This is a genomic window from Streptomyces sp. NPDC001933, from assembly GCF_042890955.1.
Classification (GTDB): Bacteria; Actinomycetota; Actinomycetes; order Streptomycetales; family Streptomycetaceae; genus Streptomyces.
The window spans coordinates 12764-31529 of record NZ_JBIASS010000001.1 but is presented as its reverse complement, the minus strand read 5'-3'; the positions used below and the strand labels follow the sequence as shown (position 1 = coordinate 31529).

Genomic DNA, 18766 nt, shown 5'->3' with positions numbered 1-18766 from the left:
TGACTACACGTCAGAACTGAACATCGGAGCAGGCATAGAACGCGTTCGATGTGTCAGCGATGTTCCAGACGCTCAGGATGATGTGCTTCCCGCTCTTCTGGGTGGGGATGGTGCCCTGCTGGGTCAGGGTCGCCGGGGGCTGCTTGCCGCCGTACGGCACCGTCATGAAGGGCTGCGATTCCAGGTCTGCCCTGGTGAGCGGCTTGGTGGGGTCCCAGCCGTCCTTGGTGATGTAGTAGCGGAAGTCCGTCGTGGCGTGGCGCGCGGTGAACTGCCAGCGGAAGCTGAAGCCCTGGCCGGCGGTGACCTGGGTGGCGGGCCAGTTGCCGCCGCGCGGGTCGTCCAGCTGCGCGAACTCGCCATGACCGCCGGAACAGATCTTGCCGTCGGCCGGACCCGCCGCCGGGAAGCCCTTCGGGCCCTCGACGCTCTGCGGCTCCCACTGGATGTTGCCGCAGCCCGTCACCGTGCCGTTGGCACAGAGCTTCTGGCGGCTGATGGGGTTGTCGGTGTAGCCGTGGCTGCCGGCACTGCCGGTCGCGAACATCGAGACGCCCGCGATGGCCAGGCCGACCACGGCCGCGCTTGCCCTTTTACGCATTGCTGTGCTCCTCAAGAACGTGGGGGAGGTTCCATGAGCCGTGCTGCGCGCGCTTCTTGCGGTTCTGCGGTCTAGACCAAGACTTAGATTATTGACGGGATATGAACATGTCCAGACCAATGAGAGTCGGATTCCGCTTGGCCGCACGGCCTCCCCCGGGGCCCTCAGGCGCCCTCCCCGCCGCTGCGTCCGGTGTAGAAGGCCACCGTCAAGTCCTTGACCAGGGACTTCCGTTCGTAGTCGTCCAGCTCCACGATGCCCCGCGCGGTCAGCCGGTTGACCGTGTCGTCGACCGCGTCGACCACCGAAGTCAAGACGCTGTCCCGGTGCCTGGCGTCGATGGCCGCGATCCGGCGGCGCTGCATGGCTGCGGCGACCTCCGGCGCGTACTCGATCCCGGTCGGCTGGGCCGAGTACACCTCGATGCCGACCGGCTCGCAGTCCGCCTTCAGCATCCGGGTCAGCGCGTCGCCGACCGCCTCGGCGTTGCGCAGGGTGTGCGCGTCCTCGTGGAAGGCGTCGGCGGGCAGCTGCGAGAGGACCCGGGCCATCGCCGCCTCGACCTGCTCGCGCAGATACGCCTCGTGGTCGGCGACCCCGAGCGCCGCCCGCACGGTGTCCTTGATCCGCCACACCACGAGGACGACGACGCGCAGCGCCGTGCCGTTGGCGTCCACGGCGGGGAGCGGTTCGCTGCGCCAGTGCCGCAGGCGCACGTCGACCCGGCGGCGCAGCAGCAGGGGGCTGATCCACATCAGCCCGGTCCGCCGCACGCTCCCCCGGTACTCGCCGAACAGCGTCAGCACCCAGGCGTACCCCACCCGTCCGCGGCTCAGGCCGCCGAGTGCGAAGAGCACCACCGACGCCAGCGCGGCGAGCGCCGCCCAGGCGCCGAGGCCGATCCCGTCGTACGGGTGCGAGCCGATCCCGAACCGGGCGAGCACGGCGGCGGGCAGCACGCCGATCCGCCAGAGCACGGCGCCGCAGGCGGCGGACCCGGCCAGTGCGACGAGCAGCGCGAGCCAGCCGGGGAGGGCGGGGCCCGGCCGCTCGGCGAGCCGTGGATCACCGACCGGTGCCGGCCGGGTCGGGGGCCGCACCTGGGGCCCCTTGGGCACCGGCGGGCGCCGCACCCCCGGCTGCGGCCGGTCGCCACCGGCTCCCCGTCGCAGCACACCGGCGGGGAGCGCGGTCGTGTCGGCAGGAAACGCCGTCGCGTCGGCGCGCTCGGCGCCCTCGGCGTCCTCGCGGAAGAGCAGATGCACGGGGATGGACGCGGTCCGCTCGTTGACGATGACCGCGTGGTACCGCCCCCCGGCCCCCCACAGCGGGTCGCCGGACTGTTCGGCCCCGCCGCCCCCGGAGACGGGGAGCGAGTCGAAGACGGCGTCGGGGGCCGTGCGGCGCCGGGGAGGCGTATCAGTGCCCGCCACCGACCCACCCGGCACCGGCGCGGATACGGCGCCCGCCACCGGGAGCGACACCGACACCGCGGCCGATGTCGCGCCGAGCCCCGGATCCCGGTCCTCGCCCGGGACCAGATCCAGCACGAGGTCGACCACGGAGTCCGGCCCGGGATCCGGCCCCGTGTCCGGCCCCTCACCGCCCCCCGTGTCCGGCCCCTCACCGCCCCCCGGGGCCGGAACCGGATCCGCCGCCCCGGCGGGCTCGTCCGGGCCCGTCGCCCGGACCGGTCCCCGCTCCTTCTCCCGCCGCCCGCCGTCCTCCGGGGTTCCGGAGCTGTCCGACACCGTGGATCGCATACCCGCCTCCGTCATGTGCGTCGTGTCACCCGAAGAGTCGCCGCCAGGTCTCCGGGCCGGGGTAGCCGTCGGCCGCTCCGCCCCGCCAGCCCTGAGCCCGTTGGAAGGCCTCGACGTTCCGCCGGTCCGCCTCGGTCCACCGGGGCCCCGGCCCCGAGGTGTAGTGCTTGCCGAAGCCCTTCTTCACCAACTGCTTGCCGAGCCTGTCGACATGGCTGTTGGACTGACCGGGCCGGAAATAGCCCCGCCCGGGGAACTTCGAACCCGGTTTCGACTCGCCGTGGCCGGCTCCCGTTCCGCTTCCGCCCCCGCTCCCCTTTCCGGTGCCGGGGATGTCATGGCCGGTTCCGTTCGCCAGGAGCCGCCAGGTGTCGGGGCCGGGGATGCCGTCCGCCTCCTTGCCCTTCCAGCCCTGGGCCTTCTGGAACGCCTGGGTCGCCCGCCGGTCGGCATCGCCCCAGCCGGGACCGGGGCCGACCTTGTAGAAGCGCTTGCCGCCCCGCTCCACGAGCATCCTGCCGAGCTCGGTGACATACGTGTTGCTCGTACCGGGGCCGAACTTCGCGGCGCCCGGGAACGACTTCACAGACGAACCGCTGCCGGCGCTCCCGCTGATGAGGCCCTTGTAGCGGTAGGCGACGTAGTTGCCGGAGTTGGTCCAGTACGCCATGGGCGTCTTCTTCTTGCGGGCGTGCGGCTTCGTCTGCTCGTACGCCGTGTAATGGGTGTGCGTGTAGTCGGTCCAGCCGCCGAAGATCGTGACGTGGGAGCCCTTCGAGGGGTCGGCCGGATTGTGGAAGAGCAGGATGTCGCCGGGCTGGAGCTTCTCCCGCGCGATCTTCTTGCCGAACTCGGCGAGGCTGCCGGTCCACTCGTTGCCGGGCAGGTTCCAGGCCATCGAGACGTAGCCGGAGCAGTCCTGCCGGTAACCGTCCGCCCAGTACTTGGTCATGCTGTACGGAACCTTCGCGGACACCCACTTCTTCGCGCGGTTGACGATGTCGGTCCGACTGCTCTTGCGCAGCTTGGGCGTGGTGGTCGTGGACGAGGGCGGGCCCGCGGCGCCACCGCCGCGCAGCGGTCCGGGCCCGCCCTGCGGGCTGTCCCCGTCCGTGTCGGCCGGGGCGGTTCCGGTCGCCTCCGCCGTCCGGTCGCCCGTCGCACCCGTCGCGCTCGCGGCGCTCGCCGCCTCGGCTACGCCGCTGCTCAGCACCACTCCGGCGGCGGTGGCCAGCACCAGGGCGCGGCGGGCGCCGTGTGCGGCCGGATGACCTCCGTACCGCATGGGCAGTGCGCTGGCGGCGGTCCGCCGCTGCGCGGCGCACCCCGCACAGGTGCAGTTGATGGCGGGCACGTACTCCTCGAAAGCCGGCACAGTCATGCGATTCCCCTCCGCACTCGTCAAGATCTTTGGGCGCATCTGCACGGGCGCCAGTGTCTCAACTCTCCTGACATATCGCATTTTGACGGACAGAAGAGAAAAAACGACCATCCGACAGGCCGCGATGGACGGTAAATGGTCAGGAGCACCCCCCGGCTTCGGGTAGAGTTCTCCAGGTCAGCAGGCGCCGCTAGCTCAGTTGGTTAGAGCAGCTGACTCTTAATCAGCGGGTCCGGGGTTCGAGTCCCTGGCGGCGCACGCAGGGTCAAAGCCCCCTCACCACGCGTGAGGGGGCTTTGCTCGTTCGCGAACCCCTCACGCCGAAGCTTCCCGCACCGAAGCCTCGCGCCGGGCCTCCACTCCATGACGCCGCCCACGGCGCCACCTTTAACCACTACCCGCACAGGCGCCGCACAGTCTTCGCACAGCTGCCACAGCGTCACCGTCCGGTCACCCAGCGGCGCGAAGTCCGTTTTCATGCGCCCTCGCACGCCCCCTCCGCAAGGGGGCCACAAATCGTACGCATGACTGGCAACCCACCCGTTTCACCCTTGCGGTCGGGACCGGGGTCGGACAACCTGCCCATGGGCCATCGGCCCCAACCAGGCTGATGAGCCGTGCAGTTGGGGCTGCAGAGAGGGAAGATCCGGTTGTCCGCAACGCGGGGTGGGGCCCCGCTCGGGGACTGGTGTCGAGGGGGGCATCAGAGACGGACCGGAAGGGCGGCGTTCCGTGGCCGAGCGGATGACCGCCCGCCAATCATGTCGGCCGCGGCGACCGACGGGGAATCGCCGCGGACGAGACGACCGACCATTCACGCACCGACCATGCGTGCAGGGGGATGACCCATGACGTCGACGCCGACAGGCGCCCGGCAGAACAACGACTTTCCCGGACCACCCTGCCCCGGATACCGGCACAGCCGACACCCGGGAAACGACGCCGGCAGCCGGAGGAGACGCTGCCGCGTTACGACTACGAGCACTAAAGCCGGCTCGCCGGGCCACTGACCGGGCCCGGCCCCGGCCGGCCGTACCGGGTGCGGTAGGCGTCGACCAGTCCGTCGCCCGTGTCGGTGGTCGGCGCCTCGCCCAGCGCCCGGCCGGGCGGGTTGCACCAGTTCTCCCCCGGAGCGCCGCCCCGGTAGGGGCCGTTGCCGTTGCGGCTGACGTCGATGACGAACGGCTTGCCTCCGACCTTCGCCGAGAGCTGCTTGCCGGACTCCGTACTGGCCCGTGTGGTCTGGAAGTTGGAGACGTTGACGGCGAAGCCGTCGGCCGCCCCGATGCCCACGCGGCGCAGCGACTCGTGGAGCGCGTCGGGGGTGCGCCAGCCGGCGTTGCCCCTGGAGAACTGTCCGCAGTCGCGGTGCGGGATGTTGTAGAGGACCAGCAGCGCCTCCCGGCCCGCCTTCCCGGCCGCCTGCGTGAGGCCCCTCGCCTCGGCCTCTAGGGTGTCCGCATCTCCCGAACGCCAGGAGTGAGCGGCTATCGACGCTCCGTCAGAATCCGTCCACACCAAGGGGGTTCGGCTTCAGTCGTGGTCGCCCGTGGACTTCTCGCCGGTCAGGTAGGCCGAGACGACGACATTCGCGTCGTACGAGTGCGTCGCCCGGTCGAAGGTGCCGCCGCAGGTGATCAGGCGGAGCTCCGCCCGGCCGGCCTTGCGCGGGCCGTACGCCTTGTCGGCGTCGAAGCGCGCCCGGGTGAAGACCTGGACGTCGTCGACGGTGAATTCGGCGACGGTTCCGTCGGCGCGGGTGATCTCGACCTTGGCGCCGGGGCGGGCCGCGCTCAGCCCGTAGAAGACGGCCGGCCTGGTCTCGGTGTCGACATGGCCGACCATGAGGGCGGGGCCCTTCGCGCCGGGCTCGGCGCCGCCTTCGTACCAGCTGACGGTCTGGGCCTTTTCGAACGAGGGCGGTTCGATCGCCCCGTCCTTGTCCAGGCCACGGGCGACCACGGGTGCCTCGACGCCGATCGACGGGATCTCGATCCGCTCCGGCGCCGCGCCCTCGATCGGGTCGTGCGGCGGGGGCATCGGTACGCCGAGGGGGCGCCCCACCGCGGCGATGTCGCCGGTGGTCGGGGCGGAGCCGGCGCCGGAGCCGTCGGTGATGCCGCGGCCCCAGAACCACAGGCCGAGCAGCAGGACGGCCCAGACCACTCCGGCGAGCAGCCTGCCGTGGCCCGCGGTGCTGTCCGGGGCGGACATGTCAGTCCGAGACCGGACGGCGGCGGCGCGCGCTGCGGAACGCGACGGCGACGGCCGCGACGGCGGCCAGGGCAAGACCGATCAACGCGTGGACGGTACCGGGGCCCTGCTGCTCGGCCTCCCGGTCGGTGAACAGGGCGGTGCCGCCGCCGCCCGCGGCGACCGGGGCGAGCGGGGTGGCCCGCCCCCGGTCGATGACGGTGACCGTGCCGGCGGCCTCGGCGCCCTTGTCGGCCTCGCCACCCTTGTCGGCCTTGTCGTCCTTGCAAGTGATCCGGATGCCGTGCTCGCCCGGGGAGGCGTCCGAGCTGATCCGGGCCTCTGCGAAGAGGCCACCGTCCGCGGCGGGCGAGAAGCGCGCCTCGGAGACGAAGACCTCGGACTCGCCCGTGGCCTCACGGCCCTCGCAGCCCTCCAGCCGCAGATCCATCTCACCGCCCGGCCCGACGGAGGCCGGGGTCACCGTCAGGGAGGTGCGGCCTTTCTCCTGGGCGGACTCGGAATCGGAGTCGGAGTCGGCCAGTGCGGCGGAGGCCGGCACCAGGGTCGCCGCGATCACCGCGGCGGCACAGAACGTGAGGGTTGTGGAACGCATCGTGAACCTCCTCAGTGCAGGTTCACGCCTCCGGAGGGATTCCGCATCCGCAGGAGCTCGGGGGACGGGTCCGCGCGGACCGCCCGGAACCCTCCCCCGCCCCCTTGGCGGCCGTGCCCCGCCGGGCTCAGCCCGCGTCGACGAGACCGACCAGGTCGGCGATCGAGTCGACGACCGTGGACGGCCGGAAGGGGTACTTGTCGATGTCGGCGACCGTGGTGAGACCGGTGAGGACCAGGAAGGTCTGCATCCCCGCCTCCAGGCCGGCCAGCACATCGGTGTCCATCCGGTCGCCGATCATGGCGCTGGACTCGGAGTGGGCGCCGATCGCGTTGAGCCCGGTGCGCATCATCAGCGGGTTGGGCTTGCCCGCGAAGTACGGGGCCTTGCCGGTGGCCTTGGTGATGAGGGCGGCGACGGACCCGGTGGCGGGCAGCGGGCCCTCGGCGGACGGGCCGGTCTCGTCGGGGTTGGTGCAGATGAAGCGGGCGCCGCCGTTGATCAGCCGGATCGCCTTGGTGAGCGCCTCGAAGCTGTACGTGCGGGTCTCGCCGAGGACCACGTAGTCGGGTTCGTGGTCGGTGAGGACGTAGCCGATGTCGTGCAGGGCGGTGGTGAGGCCGGCCTCGCCGATGACGTACGCCGTGCCGCCGGGCCGCTGGTCGTCCAGGAACTGGGCCGTGGCCAGGGCGGAGGTCCAGATGTTCTCCACCGGCACGTCCAGGCCCATGCGGTTCAGCCGGGCGTGCAGGTCGCGGGCGGTGTAGATGGAGTTGTTGGTGAGGACCAGGAAGGGCAGTCCCGAGTCACGCAACCGCTTGATGAAGGCATCCGCTCCGGGGATCGGTGTCCCCTCGTGGATCAGGACTCCGTCCATGTCGGTGAGCCAGGACGAGATCGGCTTGCGCTCTGCCATGTGTGGGACTCCTGCCGTACGCCGTGTGCGGGGACGCCGGCGGCACCGCGTTGTGCAGCGCCGACGCCCCCGATTTTAGGCCGTTCGTTCGACATGCCGGAACGGCCGGATCACGCGGGTGCGAGGGTCACTCCGTCGACCGCCCAGAACCAGTTGTTGCCGCCGGTGTACCGGAAGCGGACCCGTGCGGTGGTGGCTCCGGCCGGGACCTGGAGGGTGAGCGATTCGGTCTTCGCGACGGTGTCGGAGGTGTACGTCTTCACGACGGCCGGGGTGCCCCCGTCGTAGGAGACGAGGACCTCGCCCTTCTGCGGGGCTTCCTGACGGTAGTGGGTGGTGTAGGCGAGGGTGGCGGTGCGGCCTCCGGTGACCGGCCAGGCCGGGCTGACCAGGGTGGAGTCGAAGGTGCCCGTGAAGCTCTTGTCGACCCATTCGTCGCCGTCGGCGACCGCGAAGACGTTCCGGGCCCGGACGTTGGTCTCGCGCCACTGGTCGCGCTCGGCGGAGGTCCAGAACTCGTCGGTGGTGAAGGTCCAGCCGCGCCATTCGGTGACTCCGCCGGTGCCCATCGCGCTGTTGTCGATCGACCAGCCGGGCGGCGGGGTGTGGGTGAAGCCGACGACCGCGGCGCCGATTCCCGTCTCGTCGACGCGGGTGCCCAGCTGCGGGCGCAGCGCGTCGAAGGCGTCGGGGACGGGCTGCTGGAGCGGGCGGCCGTCCAGGCCCCAGGCCGGGTCGACGGCTATGCCGAGGTGGGCGAGGGCGGAGGCGGCGACGTCCGGCATCTTGATGTCGTACCGGGTGGAGCCCGGGGTGACGGAGCCGCCGCTCGCGATGAGGAAGGTCTGCCGTTCGGCCGCGCTGGAGCCTCCGTGACCGCCCGCGTCGGTGTGCCCGTGGTCGGCGGTGATCATGATGAGCCAGTCCTCGGAGGCGTGGGTGGCGCGGCCCCGTACGGCGGCGACCAGCTGCCCGACCTGGGCGTCGACGCCGTGGATGGCGTCCAGGTACTGCTTGCTCGCGGCGCCGTGGCTGTGTCCGGCGTGGTCGACGTTGTCGAGGTGGACGAAGACCGCGTCCCGGTTGCCGCCGGCCAGTTCGGCGACGGCTCTGCTGGTGGTGCCGGTGTCGTACTCGGCTTCCGGGGTGGAGACCCGGGTGTCGACCTTCGCGGAGAAGATCGTGTCGGTGACCGGGTTCCAGGAGGCGACGGCGTACGTCGACAGCCCCGGCTTCGCGGTCTCGATGCGGGTGAGGAAGTCGGGGTACTGCGCGAAGGCGTGGCCGGTGAAGGCGTTGTCCTTGACGCGGTGCTTGTCGGGCCAGACGCCGGTGATGATCGTGGACCAGCCGGGGCCGGAGAGGGTGGGCGCCATCGGGTTGGCGTAGAGCGGGCTGACCGAGGTGAGTCCGGAGGCCATCAGGGCGTCGAGATTCGGTGCGTCCGCGTCCTTGATCCGGTTCAGCAGGGCTCCGTCCAGGCCGATGACCAGGACCTTGGGGGTACGGACCGCGGCCCGTGCGGTGGTGGCAGCGGCGAGCGGTCCGGCGGCGGCGGCGAGGGCGGCCGCGCTCATGAGGAGGGTGCGGCGGGACATGCCTGTGGTCACGGGGTCCTCCGTCGAGGCGTGGGGGCACACGCCCAACTCCCCGCCCTGGGACGGGGAGTTGAACGCGGGACTAGACCCGTTATCTTTTCGCGATGATCCGTCGGAGGTCCATACCCGCGCCGTGAATCCTCCGGCAACGGTCAGCTGCCGGTGGCCGACTTCCAGGCCTCGACGTAGCTGTCCAGGTTGGTGCCGATGTCCGACCAGTCGGGCTCGAAGACCTCCACCCCATCCATCAGCTTCGCCAGCTCGATGGCGTTGGCGTCGGCGCCCTTGACGTCCTTGCGGGCGGAGAAGCCGCCGCCGACCGCGCTGACGTCCTTCTGGGCCTGCTCGGAGAGCATGAAGTCGAGCAGCTTCTTGCCGTTGGCGCTGTGCGGGGCCTTGTTCACCAGCCCGGCGGCGTACGGCAGGGCGAAGGTGGTGGACTTGCCGCCCTGCTTCGCGGGGAACCAGATGCCGAGGTTCGGCATGTCCTTGGACTGCGCGAAGTTCATCTGGACGTCGCCGTTGGCGGCGAGCAGCTCGCCCTTGTCGACCTTGGGGGCCAGCTTGCCGGTGGAGGCGGACGGGCCGACGTTGTTGGCCTGGAGCTTCTTCAGGTACGCCATCGCCGGCTCCTTGCCGCCGAAGTCGTGCATGGCCTTGATGAGTACGGCGGTGCCGTCGCCGGCGACCCCGGGGGTGGAGTACTGGATCTTGTTCTTGAACTTTCCGTCGAGCAGCTCCTCCCAGGTGGCGGGCGCCGACTTCAGTTCCTTCTTGTTGTAGATGAAGCCGAAGTAGTTGTTGACGACCGAGGTCCACTTCGAGTCGGACGCCTTGTCGGCGCCGTCGACCTGGTCGGAGCCGGCCGGGGCGTACGCGGCGAGGAGGCCCTTGCTGTCGGCCTGCTGGATGAACGGCGGCAGGGTGACCAGGACGTCCGCCTGGGTGTTGGACTTCTCGCGGACGGCGCGCTGCACCATCTCGCCGGAGCCGCCCTCCACGTACTTGACCTTGATGCCGGTCTTCTTCTCGAAGTCCTTGAACACCTTGTCGTACCAGCCGTCGCCGTTCTCGCCCTTGAGGCCGTCGGCGCTGTAGACGGTGACGACCTTCTCGTCGGAGGCGGCCGAGGAGCCGCCGCAGGCGGAGAGGGTGGCGGCGAGGGCGAGGCAGCCGGTGACGGCGGCTATGGGCTTGAGGTGGTTCTTGCGCATGGCAGTCGTATCTCCTGGATGTCGGCCGGAAGCCGGCCGGAGGTCGGTACGGGGAGGTATTGGCGGATCAGCGGTACGAGGCTCTGGTGCGGATCCGGGAGACGCCGAGCAGCACGAGCAGCGTCGTTCCCATCAGGACCACGGCGACGGCCGCGCCGGTGAAGAGCGAGCCACGGTCGGTGGCCGCGAAGATCTGCACCGGGAGCGGTGTCCAGTCCGGCGGGTAGAGCATCATCGTGGCGCTCAACTCGCCCATGGACAGCGCGAAGCAGAGCCCCGCCGCCGCCGTGAGGGACGGCAGCAGGAGCGGCAGCTTGATGCGCCACAGGACGTAACCGGGGCGGGCGCCCAGACTGGCCGCCGCCTGCTCGTACATCGGGTCGAGACGCACTATTGCCGCCGAAACCGACGAATAGGCGAACGCCGTGACAAGAATGGTGTGCGCCAGGATCACGATCCAGCTCGTCCCGTTCAGCAGCATCGGCGGCTTGCTGAACGCGACGAGCACGGCGAGCCCGACGACCACCGACGGCACGGCGACCGGCAGCATGAACAGCGCGTCGAGGAACCTCCTGCCGCGCCTGCGCAGCGAGGCGGCGGCCAGCGCGGCCCAGGAGCCGATGGTCAGGGCGAGCAGACTGGCGCTGACGGCCGTGATCAGGCTGGTGGTCAGCGCCTGGAGCGAGTCGCCGCCGGTCGCCGCCGCGTAGTGCTCGGTGGTCGGCCCGGAGGGGAAGGCGCCGGACCAGTTGGTGGTGAACGACGCGGCGAGGATGACCAGCAGCGGCACCGCGAACAGCGGGACGAAGAGCACGAAGAACACGGCCCAGGTGGCCCATTTCCCCGTACGGCTATGCACCAACACGGCGGCTCACCATCCGATACAGGCTGTAGAGGCCGACGGAGATCGCGATGTTGACGACGGCGACGACACAGGCCGCCGGGTAGTCGGACTCCAGGATCGCCTTGCTGTAGACGAGCATCGGCAGGGTCGTGACGCCCTTCGCGCCGGTGAACAGCACGATGCCGAACTCGTTGAGGCACATCACGAGGACGAGGCTGCCGCCGGCGGCGAGCGCGGGGAGCGCCTCGGGGAGGATCACCTGCCGCACGATCCGGGCCGGCTTCGCGCCCAGCGAGGACGCCACCTCCAACTGCGCGCTGTCGAGCTGCGAGAACGCGGCGAGCAGCGGGCGCATCACGAAGGGTGTGAAGTAGGTGATCTCGGCGAGCAGCACGCCCCATGGGGTGGTGAGGAAGTCGAAGGGGCCACTGGCTGCCCCGGTGAGGTCCGTCCAGACGCCGTTGGCCATGCCGACGTTGCCGTAGATGAACAGCAGGGCGAGCGTGATCAGGAACGACGGGAAGGAGAGGAAGACGTCGATGAACTTGGCGACCGCCCGGCCGCCGGGGAACGGCACGAACGCGATGATCATGGCCAGGACGAAGCCCAGCACCAGGCATCCGACCGTGGAGCCGACCGCCAGCCAGACGGTGGTGGTCAGCGCCGAGCGGAACGATTCGGAGGCGAACACCTCGCCGTACGGGGCGATCGAGGTGCCGCCCTCGTCCGGGCTGACGGACTGCTGGACGACGAGGGCCAGCGGGTAGAGGAAGACGAGCGCGAGGACGGCGACGGGCGGCAGCGCCCAGACGAAGCGGGGGACGCGGCGGGCCTCGCGGGCCGGGGCCTGCGGGCCGGACGGGTCCGGCTGCTTGCTCCCGCCGGTGCGCTGACGGGGGGCCGTCGCGCCGCCGATGACCGGTGCGGCGGACTGCGCGGTGCTAGCCATCGGCCCCTCCCCCGGCTCCCGGCGCCGCGCCCGCGGGCAGCAGCACCGCGTCCTCGGCCGCGAAGTGCAGCGTGACCCGGTCGCCGAGCGCCGGTGTCTCGCGCAGCTCCTTCAGGTCCGCCTTGACCCGGTGGCCGTCGACGTCGACGTACAGGCGGTGGGTGGAGCCGCGCCACTGGACCTCGGCGATGGTGCCGTCCAGCGCGTTGGGTCCGTCGCCGAGCCCGACCAGGTGGGGCCGGACGCACAGGGTGGCGGTGGCGCCCCGGGACACCTCGCCGGTCGGTACGTCGAGTGCGCGGCCGGCGAAGTCGACGGTGCCGGCGCCGTCGGCGACGGTGACCGGCAGCAGGTTCGCGTTGCCGACGAACGAGGCGGTGAACTCGGTGCGCGGGCGGCGGTACAGGTCCTGCGGGGTGCCGCAGTCCTGGAGCCTCGCCTTGTCCATGACCGCGATCCGGTCGGCGAGGGTGAGCGCCTCGACCTGGTCATGGGTGACGTACAGGATGGAGACGTCCGGCAACTCCCGGTGCAGCCGCGCCAGTTCGGCGAGCATTCCGGAGCGCAGCTGGGCGTCGAGGGCGGAGAGCGGTTCGTCGAGCAGCAGGACACCGGGCCGGATGGCGAGCGCGCGGGCGATGGCCACGCGCTGCTGCTGGCCGCCGGACAGTTCGCGCGGGTAGCGCTTGGCGTAGGCCGCCATGCCGACCATTTCGAGGGCCTCGGCAACCCGTTCGGGAATCCCGTCCTTCGCGGCCTTGCGGGCCTTGAGGCCGAAGGCGACGTTGTCCTGGACCCGCATGTGCGGGAAGAGGGCGTACTGCTGGACGACCATGCCGATGCCGCGCTGGTGCGGCGGCAGCCCGGTGACGTCGCGGTCGCCGAGGTACACCCGGCCCGAGGCGGGCCGCACGAATCCGGCGACGGCGCGCAGGGCGGTGGTCTTGCCGGACCCGGAGGGGCCGAGCAGGGCCATGACCTCGCCGGGTTCGACGGTCAGATCGAGCCGGTCGAGGACGATGTTCCCGCCGTACGCGACGCTGACCTGGTCGAACCTGATTCCGCTGCGGACGGACCGCTCTCCGCCGGTCATGCCTCGGCCCGCGCGATCAGGTCCGGGAGCTCGGCGACCGAGCCGAGCACATGCGTGGCGCCGTTGCGGGCCAGCTGGTCCTTGCCGTGGGCTCCGGTGAGCACCCCCGCGACGATCCCGGCCCCGGAGCGCACCCCGCTGAGCATGTCGTACGAGGTGTCGCCCGCGACGACGACCTGCTGGACGCCGTCGACGGCGCCGGTGCGCAGGAAGGCGGCGAGGACCATGTCCGGGTAGGGGCGGCCGCGCCCGCCCGCGTCGGCCGGGCAGAGGGTCAGGTCGACCAGGTCCTGCCAGCCGAGCGCGGCCAGGATCGCGTCCTGGGTGGTGCGGGCGAATCCGGTGGACAGGACCACGGTCCGGCCCTCGCCCTTGAGCCGTTCGATGGCCTCGCGGGCGCCGGGGAGCGGGGCGATGCGGCCGCCGTCGACGAGTTCGCCGTACGCCTCCTCGAAGGCGGTGTTGGCCTGCTGGGCCCGGTCCTCGTCGCCGAAGAGGTGCCGGAAGACGGAGATCTTGGACTCGCCCATGGTGGCTCGCACGTAGTCGAGCTTCTCGGCGTGGTCGGCGGAGCCGGGCTCGACGCCGAGGCGTTCGGCGGCGGCGGAGAACGCCTGCTCGACGAGGCCGCCGTCGGCGACGGTGGTGCCGGCCATGTCGAGGACGATCAGGTTGAAAGGGGCCCCGGAGTTCGCAGGGTTCGCGGAGGTGTTGGCGGGGCTCTCGGGATTCGCGGAGGTGTTGGCGGGGTTCGTGGGGTTCTGCGTGGTCAACTTCTTCACCAGCCCAGTTCGTCGGCGGTCGTTTCGGCAATGGCGGGCGAGCAGGTCATGCCCCGGCCGCCCGGCCCGGTGACCAGCCAGACGCCGTCCCGCACCTGCTGGCGGTGGACGACCCGGCTGGTGTCGGTGCACTGGGCGTAGACCCCGGCCCAGCGGTGGCGGATCCTCGGCAGCGGGCGGCCGAGGAAGGACTCGACGACCCCGGTGAGGTGCTCGTACGGCTCCTCGACGGTGTCGAAGGAGAAGGGGTGCTCGTACTCGTGGGTGTCGCCGATGGTCAGTCCGCCGTCCCGGCGCTGCACCATCAGCAGCTGCATCCTGTGCGCCGCCGCGGTGGGCGCCTGCGCCTGCTCGGCGTTGAGGGTGTCCAGCGCCGCGCTCCGGTAGGCCGGGTAGTAGCGGAAGCTGTCCGCGTCGGCGACGGAGGTGGTGAGCGGCTCGCCCAGCGGGTCGGTCTGCATCATCTGGAGGCGGACGCGGCGGACCGGCAGATCGGGGCCGGCCAGCTCGCGGACGAGGCCGCCGAGCCAGGCGCCGGTGGCCAGGATCACCGCGTCGCCGGTGTGCACGTCGCCGTGGTCGTCGCGGACGGAGGCGGTGCCCACCACCTCGCGGACCTCGCGGCCACCGAGGAAGGTGTACCGGCCGGACCTCAACAGCTCCCGCTTCAGCGCGAGTTGTGCGGTGCGCGGCTCGACCGCGGCGTCCCGCTCGCACCACAGGGCGGCGGTGAACTCCCCGCGCAGCGCGGGGTTGATCGCACGGGCCTCGCCGGCCGTGAGCAGCTTGTAGCCCCGGGCCGCCGCGTCGGGCCGGGCGACGGCCGCCTCCGCGACGGCGGTCTCCAGCTCGGTGCGGAGCGGGGTGAGCGAGCCGCAGGCCCGGAAGCCGAGGTCCGGGACCTGTGCCCCGATGCCCTCCCAGAGCTCACGGGCGCGCAGCGCGGTCTCCAGCTCCTCGCCGCCGGCCCGGCCGCTGACCCATATCTGTCCGAAATTGCGGAGCGATGCCCCGCGCGCCTCGCTCTCGCGCTCGATCTGTACGACCTCGTGGCCGCGGTTCACTGCGTGCCAGGCGTGCATGGTTCCCACCACGCCGGCTCCTACGACGATGACTCTCACGACGGCTACGCTCCTCGGGGCGGGTGGCCCGCACGGATCCTTACGGCAACGGGACGGTGAACTGGGCCCCAAGCTTGGCCTAGACCCGTTACATTCCCGTTATCGAAGTAAGTCGATTCGCGGAGCTGTTGCGATCGGTCGCGTGTGTGGGCGGTTGTTCAGCGACCGTCCTGCGGGCCCAGGTGCGCGGTGAAGGAGAAGCGGTCGCCGCGGTAGAGGGTCCTCACGCGCTCCAGCGGCTTCCCGGCGGTGTCGCGCGAGATCCGGTGGATCAGCAGCATGGGCAGTGCGGGCGGCGTACCGATGAGCAGCGCCTCGCGCGGTGTCGCGAGCACCGTCTCGATCCGCTCGTCGGCATCGCCGAAGGGGATGCCGAGCCGGTCGCGGAGGTAGGCGTAGAAGGACGAGTCGGGGTCGAACCCGGTGTCCAGATCCGGTACGCGGGCGACGGAGACGTACGTGCTCTCCAGCCCGACCCGGTCGTCGTCGGCGAGCAGCACCCGCTCCAGGTGCCAGACCGGCTCGCCGCGCTCCACCCCGATGTCGGCGGCGAGCGCCTCGGGGCAGGGGAACCGCTCCAGCCCGATGAGGTGACGGCCCGGCGTGCGGCCCTGGCGGCGTACGCCTTCGGTGTAACTCGCCAGCGAGAGCGGCTGCTCCAGCTTGGGGCCCGCGACGACGGTGCCGCGCCCCTGGCGGGCGAGCCGCCCCTCCAGCAGGAGTTCCCGCAGCGCCTGGCGCACCGTCTCGCGCGAGACCTCGTAGCGTTCGGCCAGATCGCGTTCGGTGGGCAGCATGCCGCCCTCGCCCAACTCCTCTATGAGGACGGAGACATGGGCCTTGACCGCGTAGTACTTGGGAATACGGCCGTGCTCCGGGATGCCGGAACGGATGGGTGCGCCAGGTGCCTGGTCGTGCGGGTAGTCCACGGCCCGATGGTGGCAGACGGACATGAACAACGGTGAACGTCCGGGCGGGGGAAGGGCGGTTCGGGGTGGGTTCGGGGTGGGTTCGGGGGGCCCAGGGCTCGGGTTCGGGGGTGGCCCAGGGCTCGGGTTCGGGGCGTGGGGGCGCGGGCCCTGGGTTCAGGGGTTCGCGCGGCGCGATCGCCGGGCCCTGATCACCATCGCCCCGCCACCGATCAGGAGCCCGGCGACGGTGATACCGGCTGCGGGGACGCTGCCCGAGCCGGTCTCGGCCAGCTCCGGGCGGCCGCTCTGTCCCGGGGTCCGGCCGGGGCCGACCGGCCGGGGCTCGCGCGGGGTGTCTCCGGTACCGCCGACCTCACCGGTCCCGGCCGTCTCGCTGCTCTCGGGCGCATCACTGGCACCGGGCGTCTCACCGGTCTCGGTGGTCCCGGCCATCTCATCGGTTTCGGCCATCTCATCGGCATCGGAGGTCTCTGCGCCGTCGCTCTCGTCGACGACGACGGTGAAGGGGTATTCCTCGGACTCGCCGACCCAGGCCCCGTCGTCCTTGCCCGCCTTGTCGGCCGTGCCGCTCGCGGCGCGCTGGCGCTGGACGATGGCGGCGTTGACGGTCATCCGGCCGGGGCTGGTGTCGGAGGTGAAGGCCATCCGGACCTGGACGGTGACGGTACGGCCTGCCGGGACGGTGAAGCCGTCGAAGGAGTCGCCGCCCTCGCCGCCGAAGACGCCGATGTGCTCGTGCTGGTCGGTGGTCTCCCAGGTGACGCGGTGCTCCGTGCCGGGGCTGCCCTGCTCCGAGAACTTCAGCTGGATCTGGTCGGCGGTCAGCCTGCGGTCCTCGTCGGTGAGGACGAGCACGGGGTGGATGCCCCGGCACGACTCGGTCGTGGTGTTGGTCAGGTCCAGGAACCAGGTTCCGTAGCCGCCGCCGGACGCGTACGTGTCCGGGCCCCCGTGGATGCGGGTGCTGATCGGGAAGTCCTTCGCCTCCGGATCACCGCAGGCGGGTTGCTGGTCGGCGGTGGTGGAGTCGGGCGACGAGACCGGGGTGGCCGAGGACGCGGCGGAGGCGGGTGCGACGGATGTGCCGCCGAGGACGACGCTCGCCGCGACCAGCCCGAGCGCGAATCCGTGCCGGGTCCGCCCGGGGGGCGGCGGGGGTGAGGGCGAGGGAGGGCGCGCGTGGGCGGTGAACACCGGGATGGACGCGGCCGTGGCCAGCGGGATGGACGTGGGACTGGCGGTCGGGACGGACACGGGGCCGGCGGTCGGGACGGACACGGGGCCGGCGGCGGGGATGGAGTCGGCGACGCGGCCCGGTGTCGAACCGGCCGGTGCGGCGGCCCTGGAAGGCGGTCCGGCCGGGGGCGGGGTGGGGGACATCTGGGGGGATCATCCTTCGCTGCTCGCGAAACGGTCGGCTCACCCCGTGCGCCGGAGTTCACCCGGTTCTGGGCCGCGACGCTGCCACGCACGCGCGAGACGGCTTGCTCCGACATGCCGAGGGACCGCCCGGTCGGCCCCCGGATTCCGCCCGGTCGGCCCAGCCGCCCCGCTCTCGCCCCGCCCCCACCCCGCGCCTCCGCGCCCGTTCAGGCCCCGCCCACGCCGCTCACGCGCCGCCGGCCCGCCCGAAGAGCGGGGCCAGGATCAGCTGGGCGGCCCCTTCCGCGACCGGCCGGTCGCCCCCTCCGGCGGCGGTGACCGGCACCGGTGCGTCGATGCCCCCCAGCCCGGCGCGCTCGTCGATAACGGCCCGGACGCCCCGTACGTAGGCGTCGGGATCGGCGGCCACCGTACGGCCGCCGAGCACCACCCGGTCGATGTCGAGCAGCCCGACGAGGTTGGCGGCGCCGGTCCCCAGCACCCGGGCGGCCTCCGCGGCATCCCCCCGGGCGACCGCGGCGAGACAGAGCGCCTCGATGCAGCCGCGTCCCCCGCAGCCGCAGACCGGCCCGTCCAGCTGGACGGTCTGGTGCCCGAACTCACCGGCCGCGGTCCGGGCCCCGCGATGCAGCGCCCCGCCGAGGACCAGCCCGGCGCCGAGCCCGGTCCCGAGATGCAGGTACGCGAAGTCGCCGCCGTCGCCCGCCGCCCGCAGGGCGAGCCCGAGGGCGGCGGCGTTGGTGTCCTTGTCGACGACGACGGGCAGCCCGGTCCGTACCGCGAGCGCGTCCCGCAGCGGATAGCCGTCCCACTGCGGGAACCCCGTGACGCGGTGCAGCACCCCGCCCCGGTGGTCGAGCGGGCCCGGCACCGCGACGCCGACCCCGAGCACCTGCCGCACCCCCGGCTGCCCCTGGCCCCCGCCCCGTACCGCGGTCACCGCGTCCGCCGCCGCCGCGAGCACCTCGTCCGCCGGGGCGCCGAGGTCCAGCGGGGCGGTGCGGCTCGCGGCGACCGCGCCGGACAGGTCGACGAGCACCACCGTCAGCTCGTCACGGTCCAGGTGCAGGCCGACCGCGTACCCGGCGTCCGGCACCAGCCGCAGCACGGTGCGCGGCTTGCCGCCGGTGGAGGCCCGTTGGCCGGCCCCGGCCGCCAGGCCCTCGGCCCGCAGCCGGGCGGTGATCTTGCTGACGGCCTGTGGCGTGAGCCCCGTGCGCTCGGCGAGTTCGAGCCTGCTGATGCCGCGCTCGCCCGCCGCCCGCAGCAGATCCAGCACCAGCGCCGCGTTGTGGCTGCGCAGCGTCGGCAGGTTCGCGCCGCTGTTGCTCCTGTTCACGGCACCATTGTCGCTGTCGCTTGCACTATGGCAACAGCGTT

At 72.0% G+C, this 18766-nt stretch carries 16 protein-coding genes, 1 tRNA gene and 2 pseudogenes; 2 read left to right on the top strand and 17 right to left on the bottom strand.

The genetic code is table 11. The annotated features are described in order from the left end of the window. Positions 1-10: 10 nt before the first annotated feature. The 3 genes from ACFYY7_RS00150 to ACFYY7_RS00140 form a co-directional block, all read right to left on the bottom strand. Positions 11-601: a lytic polysaccharide monooxygenase gene (locus ACFYY7_RS00150; protein WP_388655286.1), complete on the bottom strand. Its 591-nt coding sequence runs from the start codon at positions 599-601 to the stop codon at positions 11-13. Positions 602-765: 164 nt separating this feature from the next. Then, positions 766-2364 carry an SPFH domain-containing protein gene (locus ACFYY7_RS00145; RefSeq protein ID WP_388655284.1) on the bottom strand — a complete coding sequence of 533 codons (1599 nt, stop codon included), beginning with the start codon at positions 2362-2364 and terminating at the stop codon, positions 766-768. 25 nt (positions 2365-2389) lie between these two features. Next, entirely contained in the window at positions 2390-3745 is a 1356-nt protein-coding gene (locus ACFYY7_RS00140; RefSeq protein ID WP_388655282.1) for a peptidoglycan-binding protein, read from the bottom strand. A gap of 184 nt (positions 3746-3929) precedes the next feature. Here ACFYY7_RS00140 and ACFYY7_RS00135 point away from each other — a divergent pair. Together ACFYY7_RS00135 and ACFYY7_RS00130 are read left to right on the top strand one after the other, a co-directional pair. After that, positions 3930-4003, top strand: a tRNA-Lys gene (locus ACFYY7_RS00135). 590 nt (positions 4004-4593) lie between these two features. Next, positions 4594-4790: pseudogene (locus tag ACFYY7_RS00130) on the top strand (glycosyl transferase); the annotation flags it as partial. On the opposite strand, the pseudogene ACFYY7_RS00125 reads toward ACFYY7_RS00130, so the two are convergent. The 14 genes and pseudogenes from ACFYY7_RS00125 to ACFYY7_RS00060 form a co-directional block, all read right to left on the bottom strand. Then, a pseudogene (locus tag ACFYY7_RS00125) lies at positions 4790-5203 on the bottom strand (glycoside hydrolase family 6 protein); the annotation flags it as partial. The pseudogenes ACFYY7_RS00130 and ACFYY7_RS00125 overlap by 1 nt on opposite strands. 75 nt (positions 5204-5278) lie before the next feature. Beyond that, the gene (locus ACFYY7_RS00120) at positions 5279-5959 is read right to left on the bottom strand and encodes a class F sortase (protein ID WP_388655280.1); all 681 of its coding nucleotides are present in this window, start codon (positions 5957-5959) and stop codon (positions 5279-5281) included. A 1-nt stretch (position 5960) separates the two neighbouring features. Beyond that, positions 5961-6554 carry a hypothetical protein gene (locus ACFYY7_RS00115; protein WP_388655279.1) on the bottom strand — a complete coding sequence of 198 codons (594 nt, stop codon included), beginning with the start codon at positions 6552-6554 and terminating at the stop codon, positions 5961-5963. Between the two features lie 127 nt (positions 6555-6681). Beyond that, positions 6682-7470, bottom strand: coding sequence for an HAD-IIA family hydrolase (locus ACFYY7_RS00110; protein ID WP_388655277.1), 789 nt, complete (start codon positions 7468-7470; stop codon positions 6682-6684). Between the two features lie 110 nt (positions 7471-7580). After that, the gene (locus ACFYY7_RS00105) at positions 7581-9068 is read right to left on the bottom strand and encodes an alkaline phosphatase family protein (protein WP_388657045.1); all 1488 of its coding nucleotides are present in this window, start codon (positions 9066-9068) and stop codon (positions 7581-7583) included. Between the two features lie 152 nt (positions 9069-9220). Beyond that, positions 9221-10282, bottom strand: coding sequence for a 2-aminoethylphosphonate ABC transporter substrate-binding protein (locus tag ACFYY7_RS00100; protein ID WP_388655275.1), 1062 nt, complete (start codon positions 10280-10282; stop codon positions 9221-9223). Positions 10283-10349: 67 nt separating this feature from the next. Continuing rightward, positions 10350-11147, bottom strand: a complete 798-nt coding sequence (locus tag ACFYY7_RS00095) for an ABC transporter permease (protein WP_266732734.1) — start codon at positions 11145-11147, stop codon at positions 10350-10352. Beyond that, the gene (locus tag ACFYY7_RS00090) at positions 11134-12075 is read right to left on the bottom strand and encodes a 2-aminoethylphosphonate ABC transporter permease subunit (protein WP_388655273.1); all 942 of its coding nucleotides are present in this window, start codon (positions 12073-12075) and stop codon (positions 11134-11136) included. The genes ACFYY7_RS00095 and ACFYY7_RS00090 overlap by 14 nt, the downstream gene beginning before the upstream one ends. Next, positions 12068-13168 carry an ABC transporter ATP-binding protein gene (locus tag ACFYY7_RS00085; RefSeq protein WP_388655271.1) on the bottom strand — a complete coding sequence of 367 codons (1101 nt, stop codon included), beginning with the start codon at positions 13166-13168 and terminating at the stop codon, positions 12068-12070. Before ACFYY7_RS00085 ends, ACFYY7_RS00090 begins: the two co-directional genes overlap by 8 nt. Next, on the bottom strand, positions 13165-13839 hold the full coding sequence (locus ACFYY7_RS00080) for a phosphonatase-like hydrolase (protein ID WP_388657042.1): 675 nt from the start codon (positions 13837-13839) through the stop codon (positions 13165-13167). The genes ACFYY7_RS00085 and ACFYY7_RS00080 overlap by 4 nt, the downstream gene beginning before the upstream one ends. Before the next feature lie 107 nt (positions 13840-13946). Further along, on the bottom strand, positions 13947-15071 hold the full coding sequence (locus ACFYY7_RS00075) for a TIGR03364 family FAD-dependent oxidoreductase (RefSeq protein WP_388655269.1): 1125 nt from the start codon (positions 15069-15071) through the stop codon (positions 13947-13949). A 158-nt stretch (positions 15072-15229) separates the two neighbouring features. Continuing rightward, on the bottom strand, positions 15230-16000 hold the full coding sequence (locus ACFYY7_RS00070; protein ID WP_351260765.1) for a GntR family transcriptional regulator: 771 nt from the start codon (positions 15998-16000) through the stop codon (positions 15230-15232). A gap of 156 nt (positions 16001-16156) precedes the next feature. After that, positions 16157-17383 (bottom strand): hypothetical protein, encoded by a 1227-nt coding sequence (locus tag ACFYY7_RS00065; protein WP_388655266.1) that lies wholly within the window; start codon positions 17381-17383, stop codon positions 16157-16159. Between the two features lie 229 nt (positions 17384-17612). After that, positions 17613-18725, bottom strand: a complete 1113-nt coding sequence (locus tag ACFYY7_RS00060; protein WP_388655265.1) for an ROK family protein — start codon at positions 18723-18725, stop codon at positions 17613-17615. Between the last annotated feature and the right edge of the window lie 41 nt (positions 18726-18766).